Origin of the sequence: Natronobacterium gregoryi SP2 (assembly GCF_000230715.2) — an archaeon.
Classification (GTDB): domain Archaea; phylum Halobacteriota; class Halobacteria; order Halobacteriales; family Natrialbaceae; genus Natronobacterium; species Natronobacterium gregoryi.
Map to the genome: position 1 here is coordinate 1785400 of NC_019792.1, position 18519 is coordinate 1803918.

Sequence of the window (18519 nt, forward strand, 5' to 3'; positions counted from 1 at the left end):
CTGACAGTTTCGTTCGATCTCGCCGAGTTCAGGAGCGACGAACGATACTACTCGCGTCGACGGTTTGGTAAAACCGGATTACCAGTCTTTTCTTCGGCTGCAAGACCGGCCCCATCGAAACCACTATGATAGCCTGTGTCGTCTGCCATCGGTGACAACGCATGGTGAGCTGTCCCGACCGAGCGCTGCTCGCGGCGCTCGACGAACACGGACCCGTGCGAGTGACGGTGCTTGCAGCCGAACTCGACGCCCACCCGATCACGATCACCCAGTCCTGTGACGACCTTTGCTCGGACGGCTACGTCCGCCGAACGACGGCAGACACCTACGTTCTCACCGAGGACGGCCGGGAGCACCTGCGGACGCTCACCGGGTGACGCCGTCCTCGTCGTCGCCGGGCGGCCACTCCCAGGCGTCGGCTCGAACGATTCCCAGCAGTTTCCGCCGGCGGTCGGAGAGATCCTCGAGCGAGGTAGCAAACGCCTCGTCGGAGACAGTCGGCACTCCCTCTTTGCGGAGGCGGTCGAGGTCGGGTTCGGGCGGGGGCTCTTCGGACGGTTCGATAAACGCCGCGTCTAGCGTCTCGAGGTAGCTTTCGGTGCTCGAGCGGGCGTTCTCGACGAGCGCTGGGTCGAGACCCTCGTCGTCGGGTAGTCCGTAGCGGTACAGCGTCAGGGCTTCGTCTAAGATCGGGACGGCCATCGCCGAGGCCTCGTCGCCGCTCTCGCTGTGGTAGTAGTGGAGGATCGGGTAGGACTTGTGTTGCTCCGCGAGCAGCGACAGTTGCGAGGCCATCGACTCGAGTGGCAGGTCGAGGCCATCGAGCGGGTCGTCCCCGTTCGTCCGGGTGTTCTCGTTCCAGCTGGTGCGGACGAACGCTTCGCTTCGTTTGCCGAGGCCGGTGACGTCGCTGGCGAACGACCGTTTCTCCGAGACCGCACCCAGGACGGCGAGGACGTAGGAGACGCCGAGCGTGACGAATGCCATGCCGGTCGCGGTCGTGAACGAACTGGCGAGCTCCCAGGTCGCGCTCGTGGGCGTGTAGTCGCCGTTCCCGTTGGTGAACATGGTGTAGGCGACGTAGTAGAGATAGCCCGACCAGTCCGCTGGCTCGCCGGTGTGGGCGCTGACAAGGGCCACTCTCCCGCCGGCGAAAAGCAGCGTCCAGCCGATCCACAGCAGCGCGATCCACAGCGCAAGCGTGAGCGCGAGAATGAGCGGCCCAGCGAGGCTGAGTGCACGGGAGTCGTCCCGACTTCCCAGGCGAAGGCCCTGCCAGACCGTCGTCGTCAGCCGGCCGGATAGCGGTCCGGAGCCGCCGTCGACCCACAGCGTCGTCCAGAGGATGTCCACGATCACCGCGAGGAGTACGACAGCCCCCGCGAACAGAGACAGTGGTTGCATGTCTCCCATCTTACGGGATCGAGGTCCGTCAACGACGGCCCGGCGAAGTCAGCGATCGGTCGGACTCGCGGACGGTTACGTGGACCGACGCCAACGGCGAAATCTGGGTGGTGCCGACGCTGGAGGATCGGCAGCCGAACGGAAAACGAGACGGTTACTCGAGCAGACCGAGATCTTCGAGTCGAGTGACGATCTTGTCGACGGCGTGTTCGGCGTCCTCGGGTTTCTTGCCGCCGGTGATGACCAGTTTACCGGAGCCAAACAGCAGCGCGACGACTTCGGGGTCGTCCAGGCGGTAGACGAGGCCGGGGAACTGCTCGGGTTCGTACTCGATGTTCTCGAGGCCGAGACCGATCGCGATGGCGTTCAGGTTGAGGTTCCGTCCGAGATCGGCCGAGGTGACGATGTTCTGGACGACGATCTCGGGGTCCTCGTTGACCTGGATCTGGAGTTCACGGAGCTTGTCGAAGACGATGCGAAGGCTCTCGTGGACATCGTCGGTACTTTTCGCTCCGGTACAGACGATCTTCCCGGATCGGAAGATCAGTGCAGCGGACTTGGGATTCTGGGTGCGGTAGACGAGACCGGGGAACTGCTCGGGGTCGTAGTCGGCCCCCTCGAGGTCCATCGCGACGCTCTGGAGGTCGAGTTCCTGGCCGATACCGGTCGACGCCACCACGTTTTCGATGTTGATGGTGTCCTTGGGATCCGTCATTAGTCGTTTAAAAAGACGTATTTAAGGTTTATAAAGGTTGGTGACGCGGCCTGATATATCCGGTTCGTGGAACAGACGTACCTCGAGAGAAGCGGTGTCTCGGGCCGTCTCTGTACTCTCTGGCAGAGATTTTATGGCGTGGGTCGAGCGTCGAGCACCCGAAAACGGCAGGCTCATACGCGGCCCACGACGAGGATCGATCGTGTATCTGCTCGAGCTCGGCGGCGAGAACGAGGCGTTCGCGCTCCAGGAGGCTGCAAGCGCCGCGGCCGACGTTCGTCCGATAGCGCCCGGTCTGGCCCTTGCGAACGCCGTTTCTCCCGAGCGCGTCCGCGGACTTGCCTACACCCACCGCGCGAGCGACCTCGTCGGCCGGACGGACGCCGACCCCGAGAGCGCACAGGCCTTGCTCGAGGCCGCGTCACTCGATTCAGACCGCGAGGGCACTATCGCCGTGCGTGCGACCGACGTCCACGGGTCGACGGGCGTCAGTACGGAACGCGTCGAGCGCGCGCTGGGCCGGGTGCTCGTCGACCGTGGGTTTTCGGTCGACCTCGACGAGCCCGATCACGTCCTGCGCGCGACGTTCTCGGAGGGACGCGTCCCCACGGTCGACGACGGCCGCGGTGATCGCGTCTCGGTCTGTGCGCTGGGCTGGCTCGCGGCCGAAAGCGTTCGGGACTTCGGCACCCGCGCGCCGACGGACAAACCCTTCTTCCAGCCCGGTAGCATGGACCCATTACTCGCACGCGCGATCGCGAACGTCGCCGGAGCCCGACCGAAAGCGACGATTCTCGATCCGATGTGCGGAACGGGCGGCGTCCTCGTCGAGGCCGGACTCGTCGGCGCGGACGTGATCGGCACCGACGCCCAATGGAAGATGACCAATGGCGCTTGCGAGAACCTCGAGCACTTCCTCGAGGTCGACGCGCCTTCGCCGGCCGGCGTCGAACGCGGCTCGTGGGCGGTCGGTCGCGGCGACGCAACCCGACTTCCGCTGGCCGACGACGCCGTCGACGGCGTCGTCTTCGACGCCCCCTACGGTCGACAGTCGAAGATCGACTCCCACCGACTCGAGGACCTCGTCGCCGGCGCGCTCTCGGAGGCGCGACGCGTCGCCTCGCGTGCGGTCGTCGTGGCAGATCGATCGTGGGCCAGCGAAGCGCGGGAGGCGGGGTGGGAACTCGAGGCATCATTCGAACGCCGCGTCCATCGGTCGCTGACGCGGTACGTGCTGGTACTTTCTGGTGACGAAGCGTAACACGATCCGCTTCGAGTGGTTTCACTTGCCCGTCTTGTCCTTCTAGCTCTCACTGTCTGCCGCGTCTCGTGGCGGTTCGAGCCCGAACTGCTGGGGTGAACCCAGCCGTGTCGGCCGGGTCGACACAGCAGCCGACGATTGAAACGGTACTAGTGGCGGGCCAAGCCTGAACGGATGAGTGAAACCGAATGCGGTCGTCTGGTTTCACTCATCAGTCGACGCTTGGCGGAGTACTAGTAGCGTCCCAAGTCTACTCTGACTAGTGTACTCCACTTCTGATCGAGAATCGTGATCGGTTTGGGCCAACTCTCAACTAGTCGGTCAACGCTTGGGACAGTACTAGTACCGTCCCAACCGTCGACTGACGGGTCGAATCGGGTCACACCGCCAGATTCGACCCATCAGTTCAGGCTTGGCCCGCCACTAGGCAGATTTGTGAGTCGTATAGGACGGTCTCACCGCTCCCTGTTCGTTTCTCGAGTTTGCAACTGGGGGCCACTAATGTCTATATAACATACTTTCTATTATGCTTGAAAACACGCCTCTGGGGTTTTCTATAGGGGTGCCACAAATTACTTTATCTAATGGAGACATTTTCCGGAAATGCCTTCAGCTATCGAGCAGTTCGTTCCCGATCGGGTGCGTGAGAGCTACGTCGCAAAGTTCGGAGTGGTGATTCTCGTTATTCTTCTGTTGACGGGAGCTGTTGGACTGTTCTTCTACGTCGACATTACGGGCCAGATTACGGCCGACACACAGGACGAACTCATCCTGACTGCCGAAGACGAGGCAGACGAGCTTGCGACCTGGATCGACACTCACGAGCAGATGACCCAGATGCTGGCGTCGTACCAGGTCGTCGCAGGCGGTTCCGACGCGGCACTCGAGGCCACGCTCACCGAGGAACAGGAGAATATGGACGTCCACGGCGTTCACTATCTCGACTTTGAAACCGACACGCTTACACACAGCTCGAATCAGGAGGCCGTCGGGACCGACGTGCGGGACCTCGGTCTCGAGTTTCACTTCCGATCGAATGGGGAGATCACTGACACCGACTACGACGGCTCGTTCGACGCCGAGACGACGTACACGGACACGTACGATCGTGATGGGGTGTCCCTCGTGGCGTTTCTCAGTTCGATCGACGGCGACGAAAGCGGTGCTGTGATGGTCGAGGTGGCAGTTGCGGACATCGCCAGTGCCGTTCACAACCCGGTCGAGGGTGGCTATACGCAGGTCGTCGACCCCGAAGCCACTGTCCTGATGGCCGAAGACGGGGACGCTATCCTCACGACCTACCGGGGCGGACTCGAGCATCCCGTCTTCAACGACGCGCTCGAGACTGGAATCGGTACGTCTGGTGTTGGCGACGACCCTGCCACCGACGAGGTGATTGCCTACGCGTGGGTGGACGGCACCGACTGGGTACTCATGTCCCACGCACCGCAGGACGAAGCCTACGCGCTCACTGAGGACGTGGCGACGTCGCTTGGCCTCTTGATCATGGTCTCACTGACGGGACTGATCGCCGTCGGTGCGACTATCGGCCGATCGACTGCCCAGGCGATGGACGACCTCGCCGATAATGCAGCAGCGCTTTCGAACGGCGACACGGTGATCGAGATCGAAGACGACAGCCGGATCGACGAGGTCGGCCAGGTCCGTCACTCTTTCGACGGCATCCGTCAGTACCTCGAAACCGCCGCGGACCAGGCCGATGCCATCGCTCGACAGGAGTTCGACGATCCCGCACTCCGGACCGAGGTCCCCGGCAGGCTCGGCGATTCGTTGGAGACGATGCGGGCCGACCTCGAACAGTATATCGACGATCTCGAGCAATCGAAAGTCGAAGCCGAGACCGCCCAGAAAGAGGCGGCCGAGGCGCGAGAGGAGGCCGAGCAACTCGCCGAGGGCCTCGAGCGGACGGCCAGCGAGTTCGCTAGCGTGATGAGCGAGGCCGCCGCCGGTGATTTCACGCAGCGACTCGACGAGAACGTCAGCAACGAGGCGCTTGCCGAGATCGCGACTGCGTTCAACGGGATGCTCGCGGATCTCGAGCAGACGCTCGTCGACGTCCAACAGTTGGCCGAAGCGGTCGACCGCACGAGCGCGGACGTGACCGAACGGGTCGGCGAGATCGAGCGGGCCAGCGATGACGTGAGTCGCTCGACCGAAGAGATCGCCTCGGCGGTAGCCGACCAGAGCGACCGATTCCAGGAGGTCAACGGCGAGATGAACGACCTCTCGGCGACCATCGAGGAGATCGCCTCTACTGCCGACGACGTCGCTACCGTCTCCGGTCATGCCGCCGAGCAAGCCGACGTTGCCGGCGACGCTTCGGGGAAGATTCGCGACGAGATGGACGAACTCGAAAAGCGCACCGCGGCGATTACCGAACGAGTGGCCGAACTCGAGTCGGGAATGGACGAAATCAGCGAGATTGTCGAACTGATCGACGACATCGCCGAGCAGACGAACCTGTTGGCGTTGAACGCCTCTATCGAGGCGGCGGGTGCGGGTGAGAGTGGGGACGGCTTCTCGGTGGTCGCCAACGAGGTGAAGTCGCTGGCCGAAGAGACCGGCGACGCGACCCAGCAGGTCGACGAATTGATCAGTGAGGTACAGTCGTCGGTCGACGAAACGGTCGACGAAATCGACCGGATGCGCGAGCAAGTCGACGCCGGCGCGGCGGCCGTCGACGAGGGAATCGAGGCAATCGACACCATCACCGACCAGGTCGAGACCGCAAACGAGAGCATTCAGTCGATCAACGACGCGACCGACGAGCAGGCCCGAGCGAGTGAGCGGGTGGTGACGATGGTCGACGAAGCCACAGGGATCAGCCAGGAGACCAGAGACGAGACCGAAACAGTCGCTGCGGCAGTCGAAGAACAGACTGCGTCGATTTCGGAAGTGTCGTCTGGCGCTCACTCGCTGGCCGAGATGGCCGACGAACTACGCACCTCACTGGATGCATTCGAGGTCGACGCGGCTTCCACCGATCCCGACGACAGCGGCGACGACCTCGACGCCGATCTCGTCACACCCGAGTCCGGCCCGCGAACGGAGTAGACCGTCGACCGCTCGCCCGCCAGTCGGCGTGCAGATCGACTGTGTTTCGTCGCTTGCTCGAGATCCACAGCTTTCGCTACGCTCTCGCCTGACGATGGCGTGCGAAACCGAATCCAGTACCGGCCCAGCAGTGACTGCTGTGTTAAATACCGTAACCCGTCTGCGAAGGCGTTCCGTGGCGCTGGCGATGCGAGTTCGGCGACCGTCAGTACTCCGCCTCGAGTGCTCGCTCGCGCAACCGCTTGCCTTCCTCGCTCTCGACGGTCAGGTCGGGGACTGGTACGGGCGCTCCGTCCTCGTCGATCGCGACGAAGGTGAACGACGATTCGGTGGTCTTTTCGGCCTCGCCGCTGCGCGGTTCCTCGCGCCACGCTCGCAAGGCGACGTGAACGCTGGTCCGGCCGGAATCGTAGACGTATGCCTCTATCAGCGCGGTGTCACCGATCCCAATCGGTTGCTCGAAGTCGAGTTCGTTCACCTGCGCGGTGACACAGGTCTCGCCGGCAAAGCGCATCGCCGACATCGCGGCGACCTCGTCGAGCCACTTCATGAGGTTGCCGCCGTGGAGCGTGTCGTTGTTGTTCGCGTGGTTTGGCTGGACGCGAAACCGGTTCTCGATGTACGTCTCGAGGACAGTCGGCATAGCTACCACTGGGCGCGGAGCGGCGAAAAAAACGTGGGACGGTCAGGACGGCTGTTCGGTGCCTCCTTCGAGTCTCGTCGTCTCGTACTCTGTCTCGATGACGGCGCTTGCGTTGATCGCGATCAGGCCGAAGCCGACCTTCGTGAGCAGATCGAGGTAGGCGATCAGCATGATGTCGACGGTCGGCGTCAGCAGAGCGTAGCCGGCTGGCCCGAGCAGCCAGACGACGGGATAGATCGTCCAGAGGACGAGCGTGAGATTGCGCAGACTCGTAAACAGCGACTGGGTTCCCGAATCCCGTTCGCGTGCTCGTTCAGTCATCGTCCCCAGAACCATGTACACCAGGACGACGTACGCGATTCCACCGAGACCGAACAGTCCGAACCGCCAGCTCGGTGAGATTGCGGCCGCGACGAATCCAGAGACCATGACGACCGTGTTGACGGCGACGACTTTATACAGGAAGTCGCGGTCGACGTCCGCCAACATGCCGAGAAACGCGAGCAACAGCGGCGTCGTCAGAATCCAGTCGACGTACCGCGGAATGAAGACGACGCGGTCGTCGACCTCGAGCCACCCCTCTCCCATCGCCATCACGGCGTATGCGATCGTCGCGATCAGGCTGATCGCCGCGAGGATCGCGTAATACTGCAGGTAGTCGCTATCGGCCGAGAGTCCACGCCAGACGAACGCGATCGTTCCGGCGAGCATGCCAAGCGTTCCGAGTGCGAACCAGGTTGTCACGCCGATCATACCGCATCACCCGTCACCGTTCCCACAGCACCGTCGCTCGATCGCGACACGTCGGTATCTTGTAACACCTCGAGCAGCGAATCCGCCTCGTCGGCGAGGTCGTCGACCCGCTGGAAGACGTCTCGGACGGAGTCGGCCTGGGTCTCGGCGGCGTTCGCGACGTTTTCGGCCTCGGCCGCGGTTTCTTCGGAGACTGCCGCCACGTCGTCGGTCATGTTGACTACCTGCTGGGCCGAGCGGGCCTGGACGTCGGTCGACTCGTTTATCTCCTGAATGCCCGTGTTCGCCTCCTCGACGGCCTCGACGATTCGTTCGAGCGAGTTAACCGTCTCCTCGACCGTCTCGACGCCCCGCGAGATCCGGTCGCTGGTCGCCCGGATGTCTTCGACGGTCTCCTGTGACTGCTCCTGGATGCGCCCGATCAGGTCGTCGATCTCGTCGGTCGCCTGCTTGGTCTCTTCGGCCAGCGACTTCACCTCGCTTGCGACGACTGCGAACCCGTCGCCCGACTGGTCGGCGTGTGCGGCCTCGATCGAAGCGTTCAGCGCCAGCAAGTTCGTCTGTTCGGCGACGTCGGCGATCAGTTCGGTTACCTCGCCGATCTGTTGGGTTTCCTCGTACAGCGCCTCGATCGCGTCGACGGCTTCCTCCGTCTGGGACTCGACCTCGTTCATCTCCTCGATCGCTTCTTCGGCTGTTGCACGTCCTGTCTCGCCGGCACTCGCTGCCTTCTGGGAGGTCTTTGCAACCTCGGTCGCACTCGCGGCCATCTCTTCGGTCGTCGCCGAGATGTCGTCCATCTCGTGGGCGATCTCCTGGATGTTCTCGGTCTGGTTACTCGCGCCGCTTGAAATCTCCTGGATCGTCTCGTTGACGTCCTCGGTCGCATCGAGTACGTGTTCGGCGTTTTCCCGAACCTGCTGGCTGCTCTCTGAAACCTCGACCGCGAACCGGTCGATCCGGCCGACCAGTTCCTCGATTCCCCCCATCATCTCGTTGAACGACGCCGCGATCGACTCCATGGCGTCGTTGTCGCTGCGAGCCTCGAGTCGCCGCGTAAAGTCACCTTCGGCGCAGGCCGCCATCACGTCGCTGAACCGCTCTGCTTCTCGTTCCAGTTCCTCGTTGATCTCCTCGAGTCGCTCGCGTTCGCGCTCGACTTCTTCGCGGGCTGCTTCGGCACGCTCCCGTTCGGTCTCGGCTTCGTCGAGAGCCTCTTCGGCTCGCGTCCGTTCCCGTTCTGCGGTTTCGATCGACTCCCGCAGCGAGTCACGCATCTCGTCGAAAGAGTCGTAGAGGTCGCCGATCTCGTCTTCGCGGCGCGTCTCGAGGTCGACGCCCAGTTCCCCCTCGCCCATGCGACTCGCTTTGGTCGACAGCGAGGACAGCGACGCGACGGTGTTGCCGCCGACCGTCGCCGCGACCAGGCCGAGATTGATCACCGTCAGTACGATCAGTCCGAGAATCCCCGAGACTGCAACTTCGCCGACAACAGCCGGATCGTCGGCGAGTGCGGCCGTGATCTCGAGATAGACCGCTCCTCCAAACCCGATCGTTACCGCGATCACGAGCGCAAAGATCGCTCCTAGTTTCGCGGTGTAACTCCGCCGGGCTCGCCCGGGGAGTAGAAGTCGTGCGACGTTCATGTGCTTTTATACGCACAGTAGCCACGTATAGTGGTACTGGCCGCATTGTTAGGCCCGAACGAACGTTCACACTGAAATACAGTTCACCCGTCTAGCTTGTCGTTGTCTCTACTTGCGTCGACACTCGGAGCTAGTACTCCACCAAGCGTCGACTGCTGAGTGAACCCAGACGACCGCATTCGGTTTCACTCATCAGTTCAGGCTTGGCCCGCCACTAGTAGCGTCCCAAGTCTACTTTGGCTAGTGCGCTGTACTTCTGATCGAGAATCGTGATCGGTTTGGGCCAACTCTCAACTAGTCGGTCCACACTTGGGACCGTACTAGCTCTTCCGGCCCAGTTCTGACAGCAACCGCGAGACGTGAATTCGATCGCTCGTCCCCTCGTGCATCTCGAACTCGATGTCGCCCGCGAGTCGATGCAGTCGTGCGAGACGATCGCCCTGGTAGCGCTTGCGAGCGATGCGGAGTATCGCGTCGACGACCTCCTCTCCGTCTAGCCCTTCGTCGATCAACAGATCGTCGAGCGTGCTACGGGCGTCCGTGAACTCGCCGTTCTCGGCGTCTGCGAGCATCGACTCGATCTCGTCGTCGATGCCGACGTCGCCGATGGTCTCGTAGGCCGCCGTCATCGTCAACTCGCCTTCGTCCTCTACGGTCGTCTGGGCCGCGAGGATCGCCCGCCGGAGGTTCCCGTTCGCGTAGCCCGCGACGAACTCGAGGCCGTCGTCGTCGTACTCGGCGTTTTCGGCCTCGAGGATGCGCTCCAGGACAGTCTCGATCTCGTCGCTGGTCGGCGAGCGAACGGAGACGGGGAAACACCGCGAGCGGATCGGTGGGATGAGCTTCGTCGGCTGACGGGTGGCGATCATAAACTGCGTCGTCCGGTGGTGTTTCTCCATGATTCGACGCAGCGCCTGCTGGAAGTCTTCGCGGACGTCCTCGGCGTTGTCCAGCAGGATCGTCTTGTACTCACCCGAGACCGACGAATAGCTGGCTGACTCTTTGAGGACGCGGTTGATCATGTCGCGTTTGGACAGCCGTGAGCGGCCGACGAGAAACTGCTCGAACCGCGGATCGTTCTTGATCTCGGTTTTCGTGCGGCCGAAGAAGTCGGCGACGTTGATCTCGACGAGGTCGTTGTCCGGGTCGTCGTGCGCTTTGCGGGTGAGGGCACGCGCCGCCGCAGTCTTGCCGCTTCCCGGCGGTCCCTGCAGGAGGATGTTCATCGGCTCGTCGACAGCTTGCTCGAGGTAGTCGCGAGCGTCGTCCTGTGGCAACTCGGACAGTTCCGGAGCGTACGTGTCGGTCCACAGCGGCGCTTCCATCGGGGTACCGTACGGACGGAGCGGGTAAGAATCGGTCGATTACTCGTCGTCTTCGTCGGCCGTGTCGTCACCGCTTGCGTCGTCGAGGTCGTCGGCCTCGAGGTCGTCTTCGCCGACGAGGGTAAACGTCGTCGCGACCGGCTCGTCGTCGTGTTCGACCGCCGACGCAGTCTCGAGGTCGTCCGGATTGCCCTCGAAGAGGACGGCCGCGAGTTCGTCACCCTCATCGACGGTTTCGTCGAACTCGATCGTCACGTTCTCGTGTTCGCCGGACTCGAGTTCGTCGCTCGTCCCGACGACGTCCGCTTCGTCGATGCCGTCCGCGTTGGTCGCGTTCTCGTCGGCGACGACCGCGACGAAACTCTCGGTCGGCGTCGCGACGGCGGCCGTCACCTCGTCCTCGCTGATGTCGGTGATCGCAACGCTCGGTTCTGCGTGGAACTCGAACTCGACCGCCTCGAGTGCGCCGTCACCGTCAGTGTACACTCCCACGGTCCGCTCGCCCGGCGAGGTATCGCTCGTGTCGAACTCGAAGACCACTTCGGTGGACTCGCCCGCAGCCAGATCGAGGACCTGCTGTTCGAGAACCTGGCCATCGAGGCGGAACCCGACGCGTTGCTGACTGTCGAGTTCGGTCGGGTTCTCGATCTCGGCGACGACCTGTAACGTCTCGTTGGTCGTCACGGTCGGCCGCACCGCGAGCGATTCGACGGTGAACGACTCCTCGAGCGGATCGTCGATCTCGGTCGTCGTCACCGTCGCAATGTCGCTGACCGGGAAGCCGTCGGAGAGGTAGGGGCGGTCCTCTTCGCCGTCGGTCTCCTCGTAGGCGTACTCCTCGTCGCCGGTAGTGTCCTGGTGGACGGTCGCAGTGAGCTTTCCGATGAGTTCCTCTTCGTCGCTCTTTATCGTGACGTTCTGGTGGGTATCAGCCTCGAGGTAGTCTGAGACTGCGAGGCTCTCGCCGTCCTCGCTGACGACGACGAAGCCGCCGTCGGAGAGTGTTACTTCGTCGATCTCGACGACGGTGCCGTTTGTCTGCTGGTCCTCGACGGTGATCGACGCCGTCGGGTCCTCTTCGACGCCGAAGATGGCGGGAGCCTGCCCGACGATGATGCCGGCGGAGAGGACGATCCCGATCGCGATCAGGATAGCGACGATTCGTTTTATCGTGCCGAAAGTCGATCTCGTGCTCATTGGGGGGTCGCGGTCCGCTGTCGATGCCGAACGTACGAACTGGAGGGCTGTAAATGCACACTCCTTTTGCAGTCCGGGGTCGGTTCTAGTCACCGTGAGGAGCCCGATCATCAATATACTGACGGCTCCGTCGTCCGCGGCGCACGGGACTGGATGGCGTGGCGACTGTCCCGTCGTGAAACGGTGCAGCGGCGATCGAAGCCGGTTTAGCCGCGGACCGTCGAATACGAACCGATGCCACTACGCGTGACGTTCCTCGGGACGAGCGGGGCAGTCCCCACGACGGAGCGAAACCCGAGCGGAATCTTCCTCGCCCGCGACGGTGAGGAGTTACTGTTCGACGCCGGCGAGGGGACTCAGCGCCAGATGATGCGGTTCGGGACGGGATTCTCCGTCTCGCACCTGTTTGTCACGCATCTCCACGGCGATCACGTCTTCGGGATTCCCGGCCTCCTCCAGACGATGGACTTCAACGACCGCGAGGAGCCGCTGTCGATTCACGCCCCACACGGGACACGGCGCAAGCTCCAGGGACTGGTCAACGCCCTCGGGAACCACCCCTCGTTTCCAGTACACGTCACAGAGGTCGGCGACGGCGATGTCGCCTACCGCGCCGACGAGTACGAGGTCCGAGCGTTCGAGACCGACCACGACGCCCGCTCGGTCGGCTACGCGCTCGTCGAGGACGACCGCAAGGGCCGCTTCGACCGTGAACGCGCCGAGGAACTCGGCGTTCCCGTCGGCCCGAAGTTCTCGAAACTCCACGAGGGCCAGCCTGTCGAACTCGAGGACGGCACCGTCGTCGAACCCGACCAGGTCGTCGGCGACCCGCGACCGGGACGGACGATCGTCTACACCGGCGACACCCGCCCCACCGTCGCGACGATCGAGGTCGCCGACGAGCCGGATCTGCTGATCCACGACGCGACCTTCGCGGACGACCGCGCCGAACGAGCGACCGAGACCGCTCACTCGACGGCCCGCGGAGCCGCCGAGATCGCCGCTCGTGCCGGCGCGAAGCGACTCGCCCTGATGCACATCTCCTCCCGGTACGCCGGCCACACCGCGGAGCACGAACGGCAGGCTCGGGAGGCCTTCGACGGCGAAGTCATCCTCCCCGAGGACGGCGACGAACTCGAGATTCCCTACTCCGACGACTGATACGGATCGCTGTGTCGATGTCTCGGTGCAACCACGTCAGATCCCGCGGTTGTGCCGGAACTGACTTCCAGTGGCTTCAAGCCTGAAGTTGCGAGTCTTGAAACCCTAACTACCTGATAGAGCTGGCCTGCTGCATATAGAGGACGCTCTTCGGAAGCAGATTGTTGGTCGAACAGAGCTGGCGCTGTGAAAGCGTAGCGGGCAAGGGTGATGCGTCAGCATCACCCGACTATGTTCCCAGTTGAAGTGTTTCGCTCAGAGGCGAGCGCCGCGAACCTGCTGGAGCAGGTTCGCTGGCGCGAGGGCCTCCAGTGCCCGCGCTGCCAGTCTGAATCGGTGATCAAGTACGGCAGCTATCGAGAGTATCAGCGGTATCGCTGTAAAAATTGTGGACGCACGTTCAACGACAAGACCGGCACGATCTTCGCGCACGCGAAGATCGGCCTTGACAAGCTGTTGTTCGCGTTCTACTCGTTGCTCCGATTCAACACGAGTATCCGCCAGTTAGACGCTGAAATTGACGTCTCCTACCGATCGCTTCACCGGCGCGTCGAGCGTTTCGCCAGAACGCTCGACGCGCCTCAGCTCGATCTCGTTGGCCCCGTCGAGATCGATGAGTTCTACGTTTCTGCCGGAAAGAAAGGCCGCGAGCGCGACCAGGAGTCGCGCTCGCGTGGTCTCTCGAAACGTGGCAGAGGAAACTACGACGAAGACAAGCCACCTGTGTTTGTCCTCGTTGATCGCGGTAGCGATCAGCGATACGTCATCCCGTCGAAATCCGCCGACGAATCGGCTGTGCGACTCCTCCTCGATTCCCACGAGGAGGAGTCGCTGACAGTCTATACCGACGGCTTTCGTGCCTACGACCCGTTAGAGACGGACGAAACGTACCAGCGAGAAGCGGTTATTCACGTCGAGGGAGAGTACGTTGATGGAGATGTACACGTGAATACGTGCGAGAGCCACGCGTCGCTGGCGCGACGGTGGCTCTCGCCGCATCGAGGTATCTCGAAGGACAAACTCACCACGTATCTCAGACTCTTCGAATTTCGTCGGAAAATCCTACGCAAACCCGGTCGAAAAGCCCTGAAAGACATCGTTCGAACTGTTCTCTGACTCACCAACAATGTCCTTCACAAGAGCGTATAGTAAAGTCTGCTTAGGAGTTCTTCATACTCCTGTATATTAAAATGACAATCTATTGAATGGCATACTTTAACCCACTCTTTCGTTCCGGGTGACCATGTTGATCACAACTCTACAGGTGATGCACCACGTAAACCGTATGATACGGTCCTCGCTTCTCCACCTGGTACAACACCGGCCAAATCGGGGCCACGATACGTGCACGCAGTGTCCGCCCGAGATATTTTCGCTGGGGGAAGCGAGATACTACCAGTGCGTCACATCCAGGTCACGATTCCGACCGGGAAACGGGAGACGATACTCGAGTTGCTGGACGAGGAGGGTATCGACTACGTCGTGACCGACGAGAGCAGTAGCCGCGAGTACGACGCCGTCGTCTCGTTTCCGCTGCCGAAAAACGCCGTCGAACCGATCCGCGACTCGTTGCAGAAGGTCGGCCTCGACGAGGAGAGCTACACGGTCGTCGCCGACGCCGAGACGGTCGCCTCGAGGCAGTTCGACGAACTGCAGGAGGAGTACGCCACTGAGAGCGTCGAGGAAGAACAGATATCCCACCAGGAACTGGTCACCCAGGCCGAGGAACTGACGCCGACGTTCAGCGTCTTCTTCACGATGACGCTGATCAGCGCCGTCGTCGCGACCGTCGGACTCTTGCTCGACTCGCCGGCAGTCGTCGTCGGCTCGATGGTGATCGCGCCGCTGATCGGACCGGCCCTGAGCGCCTCGATCGGGACTGTCGTCAACGATCGCGACGTCTTCTTGACGGGGATGCGCTACCAGTTCACCGGCGTCGCCGGCGGTATAATCGCTGCAGCCATCGTCGCCTAGCTGGTCCAGTCGCTGCTGCTCGTTCCGCCAGGCCTCGAGATCACCGAGATCGACGAAGTCTCCGAACGGATCGCCCCTGATCACCAGCTATTTCGTAGCTACATCCAACGTTCCACGTAGCATGTCCAATTTGAAACACCCTCCGACGATAGAGAATATCGTCGCTTCAACTGGAGTCGATCAAGAGCTCGACCTCGAATCGGTCGCCGAAGACCTCGATAGAACGGAATACGACCAAGAGAAGTTCCCTGGGGCGGTTTATCGGACACAAAACCCGAAATCCGCCTCGTTGATCTTCCGAACAGGTAAGATCGTTTGTACGGGCACGAAAAGTCCTGACGAAGTCTACGAGAGTCTCGATATCGTATTTGATGCGCTCCGTGGTCTGGGTATCGACGTTCCGTCCAATCCTGAAATTATCATCCAGAATATTGTTTCGACTGGTGATTTGGACTGTCGAGTCAATCTGCACGCCACCGCCATCGGCTTCGGTCTCGAAAACATCGAATACGAGCCCGAGCAATTCCCTGGCCTGGTCTATCGGCTGGACGACCCCGATGTGGTTACCCTCATCTTCGGTAGCGGTAAAGTCGTCGTCACTGGAGCAAAAGAACCAGCGGATGCAGACCGTGCACTCGATGTTATTTCGTCACGCCTCGCGGACCTCAGTTTACTAAACTGACCGACCGTAACCTACCTGTGTTCGTCGCCTGTCACGGCTGTGGAGCTTATTTCGCTCGAGAACCGAGAGTCGGTATGCAGTGGTGCGACCAGTCGACAAGAGCGATCGGAAACGAGGGCGAGAGAGCCGGCAGCCGAAACTCGAGGGGGCAAGTAGCGTGACCGACGACCGCCTCCCGAGCGAACACTGCTCGCCGCTCGCTGCGCTCGTCGACGAGGTACTCGCGGGCGTCGGCTACGAGGTGGCGGCCGCTACCGACGCTATCGACGACGCCGTCCCCGGGGACGGCGGTCTCTTCGATCCCGGAACCAATCCGGACGAGTTGCGTCGCGCGCTCGAGAGCCTGCTCGAGTCAGGACTCGGCCGGCCGCCCGTTCCCGGGTCGACGAGCGACGCGTTCGTCCTCTACGTCTACGGCAGTTCGCGTGGCAACCCTGGCCCTGCAGGGGCAGGTGCTGTCATCGTGGACGCTTCGGCGAGGGAGGAACTCGCCCGTCTCGGCCGGCCCGTCGGCTCCCGGACGGGGAACAACACCGCCGAGTACGTCGCCCTCGAACTCGGACTCTCTGAGCTACTGGCTCGGTACGAGCCACGCAGGCTAGAAGTACGAATCGATTCGATGACGGTTATCCGAGACGTCTGGGGCGGCGAGGACCCGACCGAACCGGGCGTGGAGACGTACAGCGAGGCCGTCGCGGCAGCGCTCTCGAGTGTCCCGGACCACCGGTACACGCATCTGGCCGACAGCGATCCAAACCCCGCCGATGCACTGGCGACGGTGGGTGCCGATATCGCGGCTTTCGGGCCTGGATGACATCTGTGCCCGATTGAACGGCGGAGTTTCCACCGCGGGTGGAACGTCCAGACTGGTCGAGATGAAAAGGCCGCGACTCACTCCGTTCGTCGCGGTCTACGCTTCGAAACCGTCCTCGAACACGAACGTCCCGTCCCGCTGGACGACCTCGCCGTCGGCCTCGATGAACGAATCACTCCGAACTTTTTCCGCGTCGGGTTCGCGTCGCTCACCCTCGCGCAAAAACTTCGATGAAAAAGGCCGCGACTCACTCCGTTCGTCGCGGTCTACGCTTCGAAACCGTCCTCGAACACGAACGTCCCGTCCCGCTGGACGACCTCGCCGTCGACCTCGATGAACGACTCCTCGCTCATGTCGACGATCATGTCGACGTGGGCAGCACTGTCGTTCTGCTCGTTGCCCTCGCCAACGGTGCCGTCGTAGGCCCGTCCGACCGCCATGTGGACCGTATCGCCCATCTTCTCGTCGAAGAGCATGTTGTACGTGAACTGGTCGATGTCACGGTTCATCCCGATGCCGAGTTCGCCGAGTCGGCGCGCACCCTCGTCCGTGTTCAGGACCTCGGTCAGGGTCTCCTCGTTTTTCGCCGCCGAGTGGGAAACGACCTCGCCGCCCTCGAACTCGAGGTAGACGTCCGTGATCTCTCGGCCCTGGTGATAGAGTGGCATGTCGAACAGCACTTCGCCTTCGACGCTGTCGGGCTGGGGTGCAGTGAAGACCTCGCCGCCAGGGAGGTTGTTCTCGCCGTGGTCGTTGATCGTCGGGTTGCCGGCGATCGACATCGTCACGTCGGTCGTGTCGCCGCTGACGATGCGAATCTCGTCGGCCGGGTCCATGATCTCGACCATGTTCGCCTGGTGGTCGCGCTGTTCGTCCCAGTCTTTGTTGACGGCGTCCCAGACGAAGTTCTCGTAGCCCTCAGTGCTCATCTCGGCGAGCTGGGCGTTCGCCGGCGCGGGGAACTGCGTGAGACACCAGCGCGTCCCGAGGCGTTCCTCTAAGATCGGCTGGTGGGCCTGCTGGTAGGCCGCGCTCGTCTCGGGGTCGACGTCGCTAGTCTGGGTGACGTTGTCCGACGCACGAATAGCGATGTAAACGTCCGTGTTCTCGATGAGCGCGAGTTCGTGTTCGGGCGTCTCGAAGTCGTCGTCTGTGGCACGGAGATACGCCCGCTGCTGGCGCTTTCCCGTTCGCTGGCTCGTCGTGATCGGGTTTGCACCCTTCTCACCGATAACCTCGTGAAGGGCAACGACCAGGTCCTCGGCGACGGGGTGGGCGTCGACGACGACGTTGTCTCCCTCCCCGAGATCGACGGAGTGGTTCGCGATTATTTCGGCATGTTCGCGGATTCGCGGGTCCATGTGACACGCGTTCACCGCCGCCGGCATACGAGTTTCGAATCGAAATTCTCACTCTTCGCCGCCCTCGGCGAGAAAGATGCCGAGGTAGATCGACGCGAACGCACACGCGACGCCGACACCGAAGGCGATCGTGTACGGTGACTCGAGGTCGAAGGGGGCGGCGTCGCCGGACGCCCAGCCGACGAAGCCGACGATCACGAGCGCGACGGCGACGAGCCGTAACGCCGAGATTATGCGGCGTGCGGAATCGTTTCTCGAAGTATTTGCGCTCGAGGAATCCGTCGATCCGGTCATCGGTTGCTCCGTTCTCCTGTACTGGTGGTGCTGTCGAAAGCGTTCGGGTTCCGGTCGACCAGTTCGTCGAAGAAAGACACCGTCGCGGCCGTCAGGAGCAGCGAGAGCGGCACGACGACGACCGAGCCAAAGAGGAAGCCGGCAGCGCCACCGCTCGTAACCGCGAACGAGACCACGGGTGAAATCACCAGGACGGCGGCGAAGTGCCAGAGCC

Annotated in this window: 18 protein-coding genes and 1 pseudogene; 8 read left to right on the forward strand and 11 right to left on the reverse strand. The window is 62.4% G+C overall.

The features are described from left to right. Positions 1-161: 161 nt before the first annotated feature. A complete protein-coding gene (locus NATGR_RS08785) occupies positions 162-377 on the forward strand; it encodes a MarR family winged helix-turn-helix transcriptional regulator (RefSeq protein WP_005578226.1) in 216 nt (71 codons plus the stop codon). Here the strand turns inward: NATGR_RS08785 and NATGR_RS08790 are convergent. Next, a complete protein-coding gene (locus NATGR_RS08790; protein WP_005578224.1) occupies positions 367-1404 on the reverse strand; it encodes a potassium channel family protein in 1038 nt (345 codons plus the stop codon). The genes NATGR_RS08785 and NATGR_RS08790 overlap by 11 nt on opposite strands. 154 nt (positions 1405-1558) lie before the next feature. Then, positions 1559-2119, reverse strand: coding sequence for a TATA-box-binding protein (locus NATGR_RS08795; protein WP_005578222.1), 561 nt, complete (start codon positions 2117-2119; stop codon positions 1559-1561). 202 nt (positions 2120-2321) lie between these two features. Between NATGR_RS08795 and NATGR_RS08800 the strand changes: the two genes are divergently transcribed. Further along, positions 2322-3380 (forward strand): RNA methyltransferase, encoded by a 1059-nt coding sequence (locus NATGR_RS08800; RefSeq protein WP_005578220.1) that lies wholly within the window; start codon positions 2322-2324, stop codon positions 3378-3380. Positions 3381-3983: 603 nt separating this feature from the next. Beyond that, positions 3984-6455: a methyl-accepting chemotaxis protein gene (locus NATGR_RS08805; protein WP_005578219.1), complete on the forward strand. Its 2472-nt coding sequence runs from the start codon at positions 3984-3986 to the stop codon at positions 6453-6455. A 205-nt stretch (positions 6456-6660) separates the two neighbouring features. Here NATGR_RS08805 and NATGR_RS08810 read toward each other — a convergent pair whose 3' ends face one another. From NATGR_RS08810 to NATGR_RS08830, 5 genes are all read right to left on the reverse strand, one after another. Further along, entirely contained in the window at positions 6661-7098 is a 438-nt protein-coding gene (locus tag NATGR_RS08810; RefSeq protein WP_005578217.1) for an acyl-CoA thioesterase, read from the reverse strand. A gap of 42 nt (positions 7099-7140) precedes the next feature. Next, entirely contained in the window at positions 7141-7851 is a 711-nt protein-coding gene (locus tag NATGR_RS08815) for a bacteriorhodopsin (protein WP_005578216.1), read from the reverse strand. Further along, positions 7848-9497 carry a methyl-accepting chemotaxis protein gene (locus NATGR_RS08820; protein ID WP_005578214.1) on the reverse strand — a complete coding sequence of 550 codons (1650 nt, stop codon included), beginning with the start codon at positions 9495-9497 and terminating at the stop codon, positions 7848-7850. Before NATGR_RS08820 ends, NATGR_RS08815 begins: the two co-directional genes overlap by 4 nt. Before the next feature lie 320 nt (positions 9498-9817). Continuing rightward, positions 9818-10822, reverse strand: a complete 1005-nt coding sequence (locus NATGR_RS08825; RefSeq protein WP_005578213.1) for an AAA family ATPase — start codon at positions 10820-10822, stop codon at positions 9818-9820. A gap of 39 nt (positions 10823-10861) precedes the next feature. Beyond that, the gene (locus NATGR_RS08830) at positions 10862-12019 is read right to left on the reverse strand and encodes a DUF7282 domain-containing protein (protein WP_005578211.1); all 1158 of its coding nucleotides are present in this window, start codon (positions 12017-12019) and stop codon (positions 10862-10864) included. A 234-nt stretch (positions 12020-12253) separates the two neighbouring features. Here NATGR_RS08830 and rnz point away from each other — a divergent pair, with 234 nt between their 5' ends. From rnz to NATGR_RS08855, 5 genes and pseudogenes are all read left to right on the forward strand, one after another. Further along, the gene (gene rnz / locus NATGR_RS08835; protein ID WP_005578209.1) at positions 12254-13180 is read left to right on the forward strand and encodes a ribonuclease Z; all 927 of its coding nucleotides are present in this window, start codon (positions 12254-12256) and stop codon (positions 13178-13180) included. 231 nt (positions 13181-13411) lie between these two features. Further along, positions 13412-14296, forward strand: a complete 885-nt coding sequence (locus NATGR_RS08840; protein ID WP_015233481.1) for an IS1595-like element ISNagr10 family transposase — start codon at positions 13412-13414, stop codon at positions 14294-14296. 282 nt (positions 14297-14578) lie between these two features. Continuing rightward, positions 14579-15235: pseudogene (locus tag NATGR_RS08845) on the forward strand (DUF389 domain-containing protein); the annotation flags it as partial. 40 nt (positions 15236-15275) lie between these two features. Further along, positions 15276-15836, forward strand: a complete 561-nt coding sequence (locus NATGR_RS08850) for a TATA-box-binding protein (protein ID WP_005578192.1) — start codon at positions 15276-15278, stop codon at positions 15834-15836. Between the two features lie 157 nt (positions 15837-15993). Beyond that, the gene (locus NATGR_RS08855) at positions 15994-16650 is read left to right on the forward strand and encodes a ribonuclease HI family protein (protein ID WP_049887859.1); all 657 of its coding nucleotides are present in this window, start codon (positions 15994-15996) and stop codon (positions 16648-16650) included. Positions 16651-16746: 96 nt separating this feature from the next. Here the strand turns inward: NATGR_RS08855 and NATGR_RS20415 are convergent, their stop codons facing one another. The 4 genes from NATGR_RS20415 to NATGR_RS08870 are packed head-to-tail and all read right to left on the reverse strand — an operon-like array spanning position 16747 to position 18481. Then, the gene (locus tag NATGR_RS20415) at positions 16747-16872 is read right to left on the reverse strand and encodes a hypothetical protein (protein WP_005578196.1); all 126 of its coding nucleotides are present in this window, start codon (positions 16870-16872) and stop codon (positions 16747-16749) included. Positions 16873-16916: 44 nt separating this feature from the next. After that, positions 16917-18011 (reverse strand): aminopeptidase, encoded by a 1095-nt coding sequence (locus NATGR_RS08860; protein WP_005578198.1) that lies wholly within the window; start codon positions 18009-18011, stop codon positions 16917-16919. Between the two features lie 48 nt (positions 18012-18059). Then, positions 18060-18305, reverse strand: coding sequence for a hypothetical protein (locus NATGR_RS08865; protein ID WP_005578199.1), 246 nt, complete (start codon positions 18303-18305; stop codon positions 18060-18062). Further along, positions 18302-18481 carry a hypothetical protein gene (locus tag NATGR_RS08870; protein ID WP_049887788.1) on the reverse strand — a complete coding sequence of 60 codons (180 nt, stop codon included), beginning with the start codon at positions 18479-18481 and terminating at the stop codon, positions 18302-18304. The genes NATGR_RS08865 and NATGR_RS08870 overlap by 4 nt, the downstream gene beginning before the upstream one ends. Between the last annotated feature and the right edge of the window lie 38 nt (positions 18482-18519).